Raw genomic sequence first — 13,730 nt, 5'->3', positions numbered from 1 at the left:
TAGCGATCCGGGCCTACGGGCTCAGGCCTGCTTCTTGCGTTTGTTATTTTCCATAAACGACCAGGCGATAAAGCGGCTCTGTTTCTGGCCCTGCGCCATCTCTTTTTTCACCACTTTTACGGCGCCCGCTTCGGTCAGCGCGCGGTAGAGCGGCGGCAGGTTATCCCCGCGGGAAACCAGCGTCGTGAACCATTTCACCTGTCGGCCAAACTGCTTGCTTTCGGCAATCATGCGCAGGATAAACGCCACTTCGCCACCGTCACACCAGAGCTCCTGCTGCTGTCCGCCGAAGTTCAGCGCGGCGTCTTCAGCCTGACCCAGGTTACGGCGCTTGCGCTCGCTGCCAGCACGGGCCGATGCCGCCGAATCATGGAACGGCGGATTGCACATTGTGGCGTCATAGCTTTCGTTTTTGTGAATAATGCCGTTGAAGATCGAACCCGCATCTTTCTGACGACGCAGGCGAATGGCGCGGCTTAATCCCGGGTTAGCGCTGATAATCGCCTGGGCGCTGGCAAAGGCCTCGTCACCGATTTCGCTTCCGGTAAAGCGCCACTGATATTCATGCGCGCCGATCAGCGGGTAAATCAGGTTCGCCCCGGTGCCAATATCCAGAATGGTGGCCTGCTGTGGAACGACACCCTCATTGCCTTCGGCAAGAAGGTCGGCAAGGTGATGAACGTAATCAGCGCGGCCCGGCACAGGCGGGCAGAGAAAGCCTTCCGGAATATCCCAGTGAGCCACACCGTAAAAATGCGCCAGCAGGGCTTTGTTCAGCATTTTAACCGCCTGCGGATCGGCAAAGTTGACCGAGGGCTCACCAGCTGGGGTTTGAACAAGATAGTCCTGCAGCGGCGGGCAGCTCAGGCATAACGCATTCATGTCGTAGCGGCTGCGGTGGCGATTTCGCGGGTGCAATCCCGGCTTTTGGGCAGTCATGGCATTCTCCTTTTAACAGCGGCGTAAGATACCCTTTGCTGGCCCAACGGTAAATCTTTCTATGCGATGCTCAAAAACTCGCCATAAATCAAACACCTCTATGTCTATGATCCGTCAGCGAATTGTCAATTTATATCGTTCAAAAAATAAGCAGATCATCATCAAATATTTGCGCTAAGTCACACTCGGCAGGCTTCTAAACTTAGAGGGAAATCACCTGTTGTTTCCTCATGAGGATGTGATTATGAAAAAGTACCTGACCCTTACTGTTATCGCAGCCGCCCTGGCGACCGCGTCTTTCTCTGCCATGGCCGTTCAGTCATTGACCCAGAGTACCGATACCAGCCAGCTACGTCCTGCGGGCACCGTTTCGGTAAGCCGTGCCAGTAACCTTGACGATCTACAGGCTAAGCTCGCCGAAAAAGCCCGTCAGGAAGGTGCAAAAGGATTCGTGGTGAACTCCGCTGGCGGAGATAACCATATGTACGGCACTGCGACCATTTATAAATAACCTGTCTCTTCTGTAAGACTGCATCTGCCCAACGGGTGCAGTTCTCTTCTCCCTTCGCCTTGATTGTTCATTTTTTAACCCCATAGTAAACGTATGGCTTAAACCAATTTGAGGAGGACGCTATGGCTTCGGGCTGGGCAAATGACGACGCTGTTAACGAACAGATCAACAGTACGATTGAAGATGCGGTTGCGCGCGCTCGCGGCGAAATTCCGCGCGGCGAAAGCTTAACGGAATGCGAAGAGTGTGGAGAGCCGATTCCGGAGGCGCGTCAAAAAGCCATCCCTGGGGTAAGGTTATGCATAAACTGTCAGCAGGATAAAGATTCGAAAAATGCTTCACATTCGGGATATAATCGCAGAGGATCGAAAGACAGCCAGTTACGCTGACTTTCCTTTACCTAAGTTAACCGCCCGGACGCTTACCTTTACGCTCACGCTTTTTAGCGAACCGCGTAGCAAAATGTGCCATTCATCTTTCTTCTGTAAAGCGCATCAACAAGAAGTGTAAAGCCGTAATTTGAATTTATTAATATTCAATAAGTTATTTGTCATTCAATTTTTTTGAGCAGCCACGTCAATTCTCTTCGATTTTATCACTCGCGAAAAACCGTGATACTTATCACATCGACGGAACATCGTCCCTTTAACAGAAACACCTGCGAGAGATTAATTATGAAAACCATCAAATATGCTGTAGCTGCTGTTGCCCTGTCTGCCCTGTCTTTTGGCGCTTTCGCTGTAGAGCCAGTCTCTTCTACTCAGGCACAGAACATGAACAAAGTTGGTGTGGTCAGTGCAGATGGCGCCACCACGCTGGACGGACTGGAAGCTAAACTGGCTGAAAAAGCCGCTGCTGCCGGTGCAAGCGGATACACCATTACCTCAGCTAACGGCAATAACAAGCTGAGCGGTACCGCGGTTATCTACAAATAATCGACTGAACGAATGCTGTACCCTCGCCATACCCTCTGGTGAGCTGCTCCACCCTCATTGACCCTGTTGTTGTTACCCTTGCTTGCCCGTCCGCCACTGGACGGGCTTTTTTTTGTCTAAAACGCCTGCGCCACGCGTTCAAGCCCGGCCTGGACGGATTCCACCTCTCCGGTTGCCAGCAAACAGCAGGCCATCTGCAGTTTGATCGAATGCGGAACAGGAACATTTCCGGCAAGGCACTGCTCAATCCAGTGGGCTGTGGTATGAGGATCTTTTGCCTCAGGCAATATCACACCGGCATTCTCTTCCCCGCGTTCCAGAACGGCGCGCGTACCTGCAGAATCAATCAGCATCACCTGCGGGCAGCGCTGCGGGTTCGCATAAACCTCACCTTCCGTGCCGTGCATCAGCAATGCCCTTCCGCCAATAGCCTCAAAAAATTGCCCCACGCGCGCCACGTATTCCGGGTGCGAGACGCTGGAGAGACACAGGGCGGCATCTTCGCCAAACGGCGTGGCCAGTTTCGCCAGCGTGTGCGCGCTGTTACGCACGCCCATGCGCCAGCGCATTTCGAGCTGCTTTTCCAGCGGTGGGCAGAGTGCGCCGACCGGGATATAAACAGGCTGATGACCTTCCAGCTTCGCCTGCGCCTGACCGGCATGACGCGTTGGCTCAATGCCCAGCATTTCGAAAATGGTTTCCGTCAGCACGCGGGTGGGATCTTCGCTTACGCCGTGCACTACCACCGGGAATCCCAGCTTGTGTAATAAGATAGCGAGCAGTGGGGTTAAATTTGCCTGCTTGCGCGCGCCGTTATAGCTCGGGATCACGATCGGCATTGGTTTTGCCACCGGCGGCGTTAAGCGCAGCGTTTGCGCCTGCATGGCTTCATAGAAGCCGCGCATCTCCGCTTCACCTTCGCCTTTAATACGCAGCGCAATAAGGATACCGCCCAGCTCCAGCTCCGGTACCTCGCCGTTAAGCATACGGGTGTAAAGCGCGCGCGCGGTTTCATGGTCCAAATCGCGGGCGTGGTTTTTGCCTCTGCCTACCTCTTTGATAATCTTGCGATAATCCACGGCATCACTCCTGAAAAAATCATCTTGTTAACAATATAGCCCTGTTGAATATCCGGAGGTTAGTTTTTTCTCCAGAATCAAGGTCCTGTTTTCATGATAAAAAAATTAACATGCTGGACTTATTTCAAGTATTTGCGGGTTCTACAGGAGATTCTTAACGCTTCATTATTTGTTTAAATAAAGAGTGGGAAGTCATTAAGGGTCACGATGAAATATACAGGCAATATTCTTACCCGGCTTCAAAGCAGCCTGTCACCGTGTATACACCGTCTCAGCAATATCCATTGCACGCTGGTTAGCACTCTGAAGTTCGGCGAACGTTATCCCCAAAACGGGGACCGCAATTGTCGCAGGCCCCGCTTCGTCTGGATCGACCTTTACCTGCGCCCCCTGGCACGGATGCTTTTCTTGCGCCCGGCGGTCAGTTTGACCGGCTGTTTTTTTACCTCAGGCACCTCCGGCTGTTCGATCGGGAAGATCGGCAGCGCGTTCAGGAGCCGTTGACCGTAATTTTTGGTGAGCAGACGTTTATCGTAAATCACCACTTCGCCCCAGCAGCCGTGGCTTCGAATCAAACGCCCCACCTGCTGAATCAGGTTAAACGATGCCGCAGGCAGGCTCTGCACCTCAAATGGATAGCGGTTAAGGCTTTTCAGCCATTCGCCCTCGGTGATCACCACCGGGCTGTCGATGGGTGGGAAGGCAATTTTATGAATGTGCACCTGCGTCAGGTAGTCGCCTTTCAGGTCGAGACCTTCCGCGAAAGACTGCAATCCCACCAGCACGCTGCGCTCGCCGTTATCAATGCGCTTACGATGGGTTTCCACCAGCCTGTAACGCGGCTGGTCACCCTGCACCAGCAGGAGTAAACGCAGATCGGTGACGTGCTCCAGAAAACGCTGCATGGCGCGTCCACTGGCGAATAGCACCAGCATGCCGGGATATTTTTTACTCTCGACCTGTTCGCGGAAATAGGCCGCCATTTCAGCGATGTGCTGCTCTTCGTTGTCGATAAGCGGCTCGAATTTCATGCGCGGAATGACCAATTTGCCCTGCTCGCAGTGGTTAAACGGCGAGTCCAGCGCCACGAAACGGTCGCCCGCTTTCTCTTTTAGCCCGCTCATCTCCTGCAGCCTTGAGAAACTGTTCAGGGAGCGCAGCGTGGCAGAGGTGACAACCACGTGAGGCACGCTGCGCCAGATCAGCTTTTCCAGCTGATCGGCCACGCGAATCCCCACGCAGTGGAAGAACAGGTGCACCTGCCCGTCCCGGACTTCGCGGGTGGCCCATTTGGTGACCGGCGCTCCGGACGCCTGTGCCATTGAGGCCAGCCGCCAGAGCTTGCTCTGCGCTTCGAACATCCCCAGCGCGCGGTTCATCTGCAGCAGAACGCGGTGCAGACGCACCACGTCATGCGAGCCGGTTTTCTCGCTCAGATCGTTTAAGAACATCTCCGCCAGCCCGCGCAGCTTTTCCAGATGCTTCGCCAGCTGCTGGCAGATCTCCATCACCTCTTCCGGTAGCTCACCCATCGCAAAGCGGTGTTCAGCTTCCTGGGCTGCCGGAAGATAAAGATTCAGGATGTTGTTCAGGGACGAAATGAGGCTATAGACCTCTTCACAGTGGTCGCTCAGCCGCTCCGGCACCGCCAGCGGCGGCGTAGTTTTCGGGCGGAACTGCTCCATGCAGGTCGCCACCAGCTTGCAGAAGAGATCCAGCTGCAGGCGGAACCACGGGGCGGTGATTTCGGCGCTCATCTCCAGCGCATCCCGCGCCACGTCCGGCAGATGGTGGCCTTCATCAAGCACCAGCAGCAGGTTTTTAGGCTCCGGCAGCACCGCTTCGCTCTCGAGCGCGGCCATCACCAGCGCGTGGTTAGCCACAACCACTTCCGCCTCCTGAATCTCGCGCCGGGCGACAAAGAACGGGCATTCGCGGTAGTAGTGACAGTTGCGGTTCAGGCAGCTGGCTTTGTCGGTGCTGAGCCTGCGCCACAGGTCGTCGCTGATGGCCTGGCTGGTGTGATCCCGCAGGCCGTCCCACTTATAGCCGTCGAGCTCGGCTTTGAGTTTTGCACACTGCTCCTGCTCGGCCTTATTGTTTGGCGTTAGCTCGTCATCCAGAAACGCGAGCAGATCCTGCTGATTCGGCTCGCTGCTGGCAAGTGCGGCCAGGTTACGCGGGCACACGTAACGCCCGCGCCCAAAGGCTGCCGTAAACCGCAGATCGGGGATGATTTTGCGCAGCAGGGGTAAATCTTTGCTGAAGATCTGATCCTGCAGCGCCACATTGGCGGTGCTGACCACCAGCGTTTTGTCCTCTTCCCGCGCAATCGCGATGCCGGGAATGAGATACGACAGGGTTTTCCCGACGCCGGTCGGGGCTTCAATCGCCAGATGTCGCCCGTCGTCCCCGGCGAGCGTTTTTGCCACGTCGGCAATCATCTGCCGCTGCGGCGCTCGGGGGATAAAATCGGGGATCTGCTGCTGTAGCGCCTTGTACCATGCGCCAATTTGCGCCTTGAGCGCAGCGGTTAAAGCCATTGTAAAACCTGAAACACTGTATAAACAGCCACTATTGTGGCACTTTCTCTTCGCTGCCGCAAAAAGAAAAGCCCGGCTTTACGACCGGGCTTCAATATTACTGCGGGTTAGCAGGTTTACGCGGGCGGCGTCGACGCTGCCCTTCCCCTGCCGGCTTGCCTTCGCCGCTGCGCCACGGATTTTCACCGGCCGGTTTGCCGTCGTTGTTACGACGCGGCGGTTTGCCCGCTGATTTTGGCGCGCCGCCTTCGGCACGACGCGGCTGTTGACCGCGACCGCCGCCGCCCTGGCCACGTCCACCGCCGCCCTGACGACCGTTCTGAATCGGCTCGGCTTTGATCGACGGGTCCACTTCATAGCCCGGGGTTTCGATGCGCGGGATCTCTTTCTTCAGCAGGCGCTCGATGTCGCGCAGCAGCTTGTGCTCGTCCACGCAGACCAGAGAAAGCGCTTCACCGGTTGCCGCCGCGCGGCCGGTACGGCCAATACGGTGAACGTAATCTTCCGGCACGTTTGGCAGCTCGTAGTTCACCACGTGCGGCAGCTCTTCAATGTCGAGGCCACGGGCGGCGATGTCGGTCGCCACCAGCACGCGGATGTCGCCGGACTTGAAGTCAGCCAGCGCACGGGTACGCGCGCCCTGGCTCTTGTTACCGTGGATCGCCGCGCTGCGGATGCCGTCTTTATTCAGCTGTTCCGCCAGGTGGTTAGCGCCGTGCTTGGTGCGGGTAAAGACCAGCACCTGCTGCCAGTTACCCTGTCCGATCATCTGGGAAAGCAGTTCCCGCTTGCGCTTTTTATCCACAAAGTGAACGTGCTGCGTCACCTGCTCAGAGGCGGTGTTGCGGCGCGCTACTTCCACTTCCAGCGGGTTATGCAGCAGCTTTTCCGCCAGCGCCTTGATCTCGTCGGAGAAGGTCGCGGAGAAGAGCAGGTTCTGACGACGCGCAGGCAGCTTGGCCAGCACGCGACGAATATCGTGGATGAAGCCCATATCGAGCATGCGGTCGGCTTCGTCCAGCACCAGAATTTCGATGCTATCGAGCTTCACCGCGTTCTGGTGTTCGAGATCCAACAGACGGCCCGGTGTTGCGATCAGCACGTCCACGCCGCCGCGCAGCTTCATCATCTGCGGGTTGATGCTGACGCCACCAAAAACCACCAGCGAGCGAATGTTGAGATAGCGGCTATAGTCACGCACGTTCTCGCCAATCTGCGCCGCCAGCTCGCGGGTTGGGGTAAGGATCAGGGCACGAACCGGACGACGGCCTTTGGCGTGCGGCTGGTTTTTTACCAGCAGCTCTAACAGCGGCAGCGTAAAGCCCGCTGTTTTACCGGTGCCGGTCTGGGCGCTGGCCATCAGGTCACGACCCTGCAGAACAGCGGGGATCGCCTGCTGCTGGATTGGGGTTGGCTCAACGTAGCCCTGCTCTGCGATCGCGCGCAGAATTTCCGGGTTCAGGCCAAGGGAATCAAAAGACATAAAAACTCCGAACCGCCCCGACCATCACAGGTGTAGTTTTCAGGGAGATATAACGAATAGGGGAGGACAAAAACCACAATGTCGCGAAGGGGCGGAGTGTAGCAGCTTTTGTGACGTAGCGCATAAAATATCCCTCAGCGTTCCCTCGACGTTAGCGAGAATCAGGCCTAATCTTAATCAATCGATTGATTAATTTTTAATGCCGCCATGAACACGACACCCACAACATCCAAAGGTGAACAGGCCAAAAATCAGCTTATTGCCGCCGCGCTGGCGCAGTTTGGTGAGTACGGGCTGCATGCGACCACGCGCGATATTGCCGCGCAGGCCGGGCAGAACATTGCGGCGATTACCTACTATTTTGGCTCAAAAGAGGATTTATATCTCGCCTGCGCCGAGTGGATCGCCGATTTTATCGGCACGCAGTTTCACCCGCACGTTGAGGAAGCCACCGCGCTGCTCGGCCAGCCGTCACCCGATCGCGAGGCCGTTCGGCAGCTTATTCTCAAGGCCTGTCACGATATGATCCGCCTGCTGACGCACGACGATACGCTCAACCTGAGCAAGTTTATCTCCCGGGAGCAGCTCTCCCCGACCGTCGCCTACCAGCGGGTACACGATCGGGTGATCGCCCCGATGCATACCCATCTGACCCGGCTGATTGCCGCCTACACCGGGCGGGATGCCACTGATACCGAGACAATTTTGCATACCCACGCCCTGCTGGGTGAGATTCTTGCCTTCCGTCTGGGCAGGGAAACCATCCTGTTACGCACCGGCTGGACACAATTTGATGAGGATAAAGCCGCGCAGATTGGCCAGGTCATCGCCTGTCATCTCGATCTGATCCTGCAAGGCTTAACGCAAAGGAGCCTGAAGTCATGAAAAAACCTGTCGCCATCATTCTGGTGGTTGTTGTTTTGCTTGCCGCCGGAGTCGGTGGATGGCTGTGGTACCAGAGCCATCAGGATAAAGGCCTGACGCTGTACGGTAACGTGGATATTCGTACGGTGAATATGAGCTTCCGCGTGGGCGGGCGTCTCGCCTCGCTGAACGTTGATGAAGGCGATGCCATTAAAAGCGGGCAGACGCTGGGGATGCTGGACAAAGCGCCCTATGAGAATGCGCTGCTGCAGGCCAAAGCAGGCGTATCCGTCGCCCAGGCGCAATATGATCTGATGCTGGCAGGCTATCGCGACGAAGAGATCGCTCAGGCCGCCGCCGCCGTTAAGCAGGCGCAAGCCGCCTATGACTATGCGCAGAACTTCTACGCGCGCCAGCAGGGGCTGTGGAAAAGCCGCACCATTTCCGCTAACGATCTGGAAAATGCGCGCTCGTCCCGCGACCAGGCGCAGGCCACGCTGAAGTCCGCACAGGATAAATTAAGCCAGTACCGCACCGGTAACCGCGAGCAGGATATTGCCCAGGCGAAAGCCAGCCTTGAACAGGCGCAGGCGCAGCTGGCTCAGGCGGAGCTTGATTTGCGCGACACCACCTTAATTGCGCCGTCTGACGGCATGCTGATGACCCGCGCCGTGGAGCCGGGCAGCATGCTCAGCGCGGGCAGCACCGTCTTAACGCTCTCCCTGACCCGCCCGGTCTGGGTACGCGCCTACATTGATGAGCCAAACCTCGGCCAGATGCAGCCGGGCCGCGAGCTGCTGCTCTATACCGACGGTCGCCCGGACAAGCCGTATCACGGTAAAGTGGGCTTTGTCTCCCCAACTGCCGAGTTCACGCCGAAAACCGTTGAAACACCGGACCTGCGTACCGACCTCGTGTATCGCCTGCGCATCATCGTTACCGATGCGGACGACGCGCTGCGTCAGGGCATGCCCGTCAACGTAAAAGTAGACAGCGGGGAACGACATGAATGACGCGGTTATTCAGCTCAACAATCTGGTTAAACGCTTCGCGGGAATGGACAAACCGGCCGTCGCGCCGCTGAACTGCACCATCCAGAAGGGCTATGTGACCGGGCTGGTCGGCCCCGACGGTGCGGGGAAAACCACGCTGATGCGGATGCTGGCGGGGCTGCTAAAGCCGGATGAAGGCTCGGCCAGAGTGCTGGGCCTGGACCCTATTAAAGACGACGGCGCGCTCCACGCTATGCTCGGCTATATGCCGCAGAAGTTTGGCCTGTACGAAGACCTGACGGTGATGGAAAACCTGAACCTGTACGCCGACCTGCGCAGCGTCACCGGCGAAACGCGGCAGAAAACCTTCGCGCGCCTGCTGGAGTTTACCTCCCTCGGCCCGTTCACCGACCGGCTGGCGGGCAAGCTCTCCGGCGGGATGAAGCAGAAGCTGGGGCTGGCCTGCACGCTGGTCGGCGAGCCGAAAGTGCTGCTGCTGGATGAGCCCGGCGTCGGCGTAGACCCGATTTCGCGCCGCGAACTGTGGCAGATGGTGCACGAGCTGGCGGGCGACGGGATGCTGATCCTCTGGAGCACCTCCTACCTCGACGAAGCGGAACAGTGCCGGGACGTGCTGCTGATGAATGAAGGCGAACTGCTTTATCAGGGCGAGCCGACGACGCTGACCCAGAGCATGGCCGGGCGCAGCTTCCTGCTGCACAGCCCGCAGGAGTCCAACCGCAGGCTGCTGCAGCGGGTGCTCAGGCTGCCGCAGGTCAGCGACGGGATGATCCAGGGCCGCTCGGTACGCATTATTCTCAAAAAAGAGGCCACCGCCGACGACATTCGCCGCGCGCCCGGCATGCCTGAGATCGAGATGGAAGAGACCGCGCCGCGCTTTGAGGACGCGTTTATCGACCTGCTGGGCGGCGCGGGCACCTCAGAGTCGCCGCTTGCCGCCATTCTGCATACGGTGGAAGGCACACCGGGCGAAACTGTAATCGAAGCCAAATCCCTCACCAAAAAGTTCGGGGATTTCGCCGCCACCGATAACGTCAATTTCGCGGTAAAACGCGGCGAGATTTTTGGCCTGCTCGGGCCGAACGGCGCGGGAAAATCCACCACCTTTAAGATGATGTGCGGCCTGCTGGTGCCGACGTCCGGCAAGGCGCTGGTGCTGGATATGGACCTGAAGGTCAGCTCCGGCAAGGCGCGCCAGCATCTGGGGTATATGGCGCAGAAGTTTTCCCTGTATGGCAACCTGACGGTCGAACAGAATCTGCGCTTTTTCTCCGGCGTGTACGGCCTGCGCGGGCGCGCGCAGAACGAGAAAATCCGCCGCATGAGCGACGCCTTCGGGTTAAGCAACATTGCCTCCCACGCCACCGACGAGCTGCCGCTCGGCTTTAAGCAGCGGCTGGCGCTGGCCTGCTCGCTGATGCACGAGCCGGATATTCTGTTTCTGGATGAACCCACTTCTGGCGTTGATCCCATTACCCGCCGCGAGTTCTGGCTGCATATCAACAGCATGGTGGAAAAAGGGGTGACCGTGATGGTGACCACCCACTTCATGGACGAGGCGGAGTACTGCGACCGCATCGGGCTGGTGTATCGCGGCAAGCTTATTGCCCACGGTACCCCGGACGACCTGAAAAACCAGGCCGCCGACGATGAGGTCCCGGACCCGACCATGGAGCAGGCGTTTATCACCCTCATCCACGACTGGGATAAGGAGAATGCCCATGCGCAGTAATGCCATTTCCTGGCGCAGGGTGCGCGCGCTGTGCATTAAAGAGACGCGGCAGATCGTGCGCGATCCCAGCAGCTGGCTGATTGCGGTGGTGATCCCCCTGCTGCTGCTGTTTATCTTTGGCTACGGCATTAACCTGGACTCCAGCAAGCTGCGGGTCGGGATTTTGCTGGAGCAGCAGAGCGAAGAGGCGCTGGACTTTACCCACGCCATGACCGGCTCGCCCTACATCGACGCCACCATCAGCGACAGCCGGCAGGAATTGATCCAGAAAATGCAGGCCGGGAAAATTCGCGGTCTGATCGTCATTCCGGTGGATTTCGCCGCCAATATGGCGCGGGCGAATACCGAGGCGCCGATCCAGGTGATTACCGACGGCAGCGAGCCGAACACCGCCAACTTCGTGCAGGGCTACGCGGAGGGGATCTGGCAGCTCTGGCAGATGCAGCGTGCGGAAGACCGCGGCGAGACGTTTGAACCGCTCATCGACGTGCAGACGCGCTACTGGTTTAACCCCGCCGCCATCAGCCAGCACTTTATTATTCCGGGCGCGGTGACGATTATCATGACGGTAATCGGCGCGATACTTACCTCGCTGGTCATCGCCCGCGAGTGGGAGCGAGGCACCATGGAGGCGCTGCTCTCTACCGAGGTCACGCGCGTCGAGCTGCTGCTGTGCAAGCTCATCCCCTACTACTTCCTCGGCATGCTGGCGATGCTGCTCTGTATGCTGGTGTCAGTTTTTATCCTCGGCGTGCCGTATCGCGGCTCGCCGATCGTGCTGTTCTTTATCACCAGCCTGTTTTTACTCAGCACGCTGGGCATGGGGCTGCTCATCTCCACCGTCACCCGCAACCAGTTCAACGCCGCGCAGGTGGCGCTGAACGCTGCTTTTCTGCCGTCGATTATGCTGTCCGGGTTTATCTTCCAGATAGACAGTATGCCTGCGGTGATCCGCGCCGTGACTTACATCATCCCGGCACGCTACTTCGTGAGCACGCTGCAAAGCCTGTTCCTGGCGGGGAATATTCCGGTGGTGCTTATTATCAACACCCTGTTTTTGATGGCGTCGGCGGTGATGTTTATCGGGTTGACCTGGATGAAAACCAAACGGCGACTGGATTAAGGAGCGAACATGTTTCACCGATTATGGACGTTGATACGCAAAGAGCTGCAATCCCTGCTGCGCGAGCCGCAAACCCGCGCCATTCTGGTCTTGCCGGTGCTGATCCAGGTTTTACTGTTCCCGTTTGCCGCCACCCTTGAGGTGACCAACGCCACCATTGCCATTTACAACGAAGACAACGGCAAACATTCCGTTGAGCTAACGCAGCGTTTTGCCCGCGCGAAGGCTTTTACCCACATCCTGCTGCTGAAAAGCCCGCAGGAGATCCAGCCCACCATCGACACGCAAAAAGCGCTGCTGCTGGTACGATTCCCGGCGGATTTTTCACGCAATCTGGATACCTTCCAGACCGCGCCGATGCAGCTGATTCTCGACGGGCGTAACTCCAACAGCGCCCAGATAGCGGCCAACTACCTGCAGCAGGTGGTGAAGGATTACCAGCAGGAGCTGATGGAGGGCAAACCGAAGCCCAACAACAGCGAGCTGGTGGTGCGTAACTGGTACAACCCGAACCTGGACTACAAGTGGTTCGTGGTGCCGTCGCTGATCGCCATGATCACCACCATCGGGGTGATGATCGTGACCTCCCTTTCCGTCGCCCGCGAGCGCGAACAGGGCACGCTGGACCAGCTGCTGGTCTCCCCGCTCGCCACCTGGCAAATTTTCGTCGGCAAAGCGGTGCCGGCGCTGATCGTCGCGACGTTTCAGGCCACTATCGTGCTGGGGGTAGGCATTTGGGCCTACCAGATCCCGTTCGCCGGTTCGCTGGCGCTGTTTTACTTCACGATGGTGATTTACGGGCTGTCGCTGGTGGGATTTGGACTGCTGATCTCGGCGCTCTGCTCGACGCAGCAGCAGGCGTTTATCGGGGTATTCGTATTTATGATGCCCGCGATTTTGCTCTCGGGTTATGTTTCGCCCGTCGAGAATATGCCGGTATGGTTACAGGATTTAACGTGGGTAAACCCGATTCGGCACTTTACGGACATCACCAAGCAAATCTATCTGAAGGATGCGAGTCTGGATATTGTCTGGGGAAGTTTGTGGCCGCTACTGGTCATAGCGGCCACGACGGGCTCAGTGGCGTACGCGATGTTTAGACGCAACATTGCGTAGCTTTTTCTCTTTGGTCAGCAGCGAGACGACCGCAGGCCCTGCAAGGATAGCCAGACCGGCCAGGGCCAGCAGCAGGTTGTTTTGCAGCACGCGCGACAGCAGCCAAAGCACAATCATCGCCGCACCAAAATACCAGGTGGTGGTGAGCTCTTCGAGCACATCACCCACCTCGCGCCAGCGCGCTTCATGGTGGCGCTGCAAGAACAGCATCGACAGCACGGTGACGCCATAAAGGACGCATAGCCCCAGACCAACACGCACCAGCGTGCCGCTCATCCAGCCCATCACCAGTACGGCCACGACCAGTAAATGCAACATTATCTGCCAGCAACTCAGGCCAGTTGCGACACGAACACGTTGTTGCCACTTCATGGCTTCTCTCCTGAAGGATT

13 protein-coding genes are annotated in these 13,730 nt (G+C 57.6%); 8 read left to right on the top strand and 5 right to left on the bottom strand.

Annotation, left to right across the window (positions count from 1 at the left end):
- Positions 1-21 precede the first annotated feature (21 nt).
- Positions 22-939 (bottom strand): 23S rRNA (adenine(1618)-N(6))-methyltransferase RlmF, encoded by a 918-nt coding sequence (rlmF, locus tag KGP24_RS07225; protein WP_223562836.1) that lies wholly within the window; start codon positions 937-939, stop codon positions 22-24.
- Between the two features lie 244 nt (positions 940-1,183).
- Between rlmF and mcbA the strand changes: the two genes are divergently transcribed.
- From mcbA to ybiJ, 3 genes are all read left to right on the top strand, one after another.
- Positions 1,184-1,450 carry a DUF1471 family periplasmic protein McbA gene (gene mcbA / locus KGP24_RS07220; protein WP_223562835.1) on the top strand — a complete coding sequence of 89 codons (267 nt, stop codon included), beginning with the start codon at positions 1,184-1,186 and terminating at the stop codon, positions 1,448-1,450.
- Positions 1,451-1,572: 122 nt separating this feature from the next.
- Positions 1,573-1,839, top strand: a complete 267-nt coding sequence (locus tag KGP24_RS07215; protein ID WP_223562834.1) for a DksA/TraR family C4-type zinc finger protein — start codon at positions 1,573-1,575, stop codon at positions 1,837-1,839.
- A 285-nt stretch (positions 1,840-2,124) separates the two neighbouring features.
- Complete coding sequence (gene ybiJ, locus KGP24_RS07210; RefSeq protein WP_023310874.1) at positions 2,125-2,385, top strand: DUF1471 family protein YbiJ; 261 nt, start codon at positions 2,125-2,127, stop codon at positions 2,383-2,385.
- 116 nt (positions 2,386-2,501) lie between these two features.
- Here the strand turns inward: ybiJ and ybiB are convergent, their stop codons facing one another.
- From ybiB to rhlE, 3 genes are all read right to left on the bottom strand, one after another.
- Positions 2,502-3,464: a DNA-binding protein YbiB gene (gene ybiB / locus KGP24_RS07205; protein WP_223562833.1), complete on the bottom strand. Its 963-nt coding sequence runs from the start codon at positions 3,462-3,464 to the stop codon at positions 2,502-2,504.
- A gap of 377 nt (positions 3,465-3,841) precedes the next feature.
- Entirely contained in the window at positions 3,842-6,007 is a 2,166-nt protein-coding gene (gene dinG / locus KGP24_RS07200) for an ATP-dependent DNA helicase DinG (protein WP_223562832.1), read from the bottom strand.
- 97 nt (positions 6,008-6,104) lie between these two features.
- Positions 6,105-7,490 carry an ATP-dependent RNA helicase RhlE gene (rhlE, locus tag KGP24_RS07195; RefSeq protein ID WP_223562831.1) on the bottom strand — a complete coding sequence of 462 codons (1,386 nt, stop codon included), beginning with the start codon at positions 7,488-7,490 and terminating at the stop codon, positions 6,105-6,107.
- 207 nt (positions 7,491-7,697) lie between these two features.
- Between rhlE and cecR the strand changes: the two genes are divergently transcribed.
- The 5 genes from cecR to KGP24_RS07170 are packed head-to-tail and all read left to right on the top strand — an operon-like array spanning position 7,698 to position 13,338.
- On the top strand, positions 7,698-8,375 hold the full coding sequence (cecR, locus tag KGP24_RS07190; protein WP_223562830.1) for a transcriptional regulator CecR: 678 nt from the start codon (positions 7,698-7,700) through the stop codon (positions 8,373-8,375).
- Complete coding sequence (gene hlyD, locus KGP24_RS07185; protein ID WP_223562829.1) at positions 8,372-9,367, top strand: secretion protein HlyD; 996 nt, start codon at positions 8,372-8,374, stop codon at positions 9,365-9,367. Before cecR ends, hlyD begins: the two co-directional genes overlap by 4 nt.
- Complete coding sequence (locus KGP24_RS07180; protein ID WP_223562828.1) at positions 9,360-11,099, top strand: ATP-binding cassette domain-containing protein; 1,740 nt, start codon at positions 9,360-9,362, stop codon at positions 11,097-11,099. The genes hlyD and KGP24_RS07180 overlap by 8 nt, the downstream gene beginning before the upstream one ends.
- Entirely contained in the window at positions 11,089-12,222 is a 1,134-nt protein-coding gene (locus tag KGP24_RS07175) for an ABC transporter permease (RefSeq protein WP_223562827.1), read from the top strand. The genes KGP24_RS07180 and KGP24_RS07175 overlap by 11 nt, the downstream gene beginning before the upstream one ends.
- Positions 12,223-12,231: 9 nt before the next feature.
- Complete coding sequence (locus tag KGP24_RS07170; RefSeq protein WP_023310860.1) at positions 12,232-13,338, top strand: ABC transporter permease; 1,107 nt, start codon at positions 12,232-12,234, stop codon at positions 13,336-13,338.
- On the opposite strand, the gene KGP24_RS07165 is transcribed toward KGP24_RS07170, so the two are convergent.
- Complete coding sequence (locus KGP24_RS07165) at positions 13,300-13,710, bottom strand: YbhQ family protein (RefSeq protein WP_014883088.1); 411 nt, start codon at positions 13,708-13,710, stop codon at positions 13,300-13,302. The genes KGP24_RS07170 and KGP24_RS07165 overlap by 39 nt on opposite strands.
- Between the last annotated feature and the right edge of the window lie 20 nt (positions 13,711-13,730).

Origin of the sequence: Enterobacter sp. JBIWA008 (assembly GCF_019968765.1) — a bacterium.
In the GTDB taxonomy this organism is placed as follows: domain Bacteria; phylum Pseudomonadota; class Gammaproteobacteria; order Enterobacterales; family Enterobacteriaceae; genus Enterobacter.
This window is presented reverse-complemented; position numbering and strand designations above follow the sequence as displayed.

Coding starts and splice junctions, on each gene's coding strand:
- rlmF (WP_223562836.1), bottom strand. CDS start 939: ATGACTGCCCAAAAGCCGGGATTGCACCCGCGAAATCGCCACCGCAGC.
- mcbA (WP_223562835.1), top strand. CDS start 1,184: ATGAAAAAGTACCTGACCCTTACTGTTATCGCAGCCGCCCTGGCGACC.
- KGP24_RS07215 (WP_223562834.1), top strand. CDS start 1,573: ATGGCTTCGGGCTGGGCAAATGACGACGCTGTTAACGAACAGATCAAC.
- ybiJ (WP_023310874.1), top strand. CDS start 2,125: ATGAAAACCATCAAATATGCTGTAGCTGCTGTTGCCCTGTCTGCCCTG.
- dinG (WP_223562832.1), bottom strand. CDS start 6,007: ATGGCTTTAACCGCTGCGCTCAAGGCGCAAATTGGCGCATGGTACAAG.
- rhlE (WP_223562831.1), bottom strand. CDS start 7,490: ATGTCTTTTGATTCCCTTGGCCTGAACCCGGAAATTCTGCGCGCGATC.
- cecR (WP_223562830.1), top strand. CDS start 7,698: ATGAACACGACACCCACAACATCCAAAGGTGAACAGGCCAAAAATCAG.
- hlyD (WP_223562829.1), top strand. CDS start 8,372: ATGAAAAAACCTGTCGCCATCATTCTGGTGGTTGTTGTTTTGCTTGCC.
- KGP24_RS07180 (WP_223562828.1), top strand. CDS start 9,360: ATGAATGACGCGGTTATTCAGCTCAACAATCTGGTTAAACGCTTCGCG.
- KGP24_RS07175 (WP_223562827.1), top strand. CDS start 11,089: ATGCGCAGTAATGCCATTTCCTGGCGCAGGGTGCGCGCGCTGTGCATT.
- KGP24_RS07170 (WP_023310860.1), top strand. CDS start 12,232: ATGTTTCACCGATTATGGACGTTGATACGCAAAGAGCTGCAATCCCTG.
- KGP24_RS07165 (WP_014883088.1), bottom strand. CDS start 13,710: ATGAAGTGGCAACAACGTGTTCGTGTCGCAACTGGCCTGAGTTGCTGG.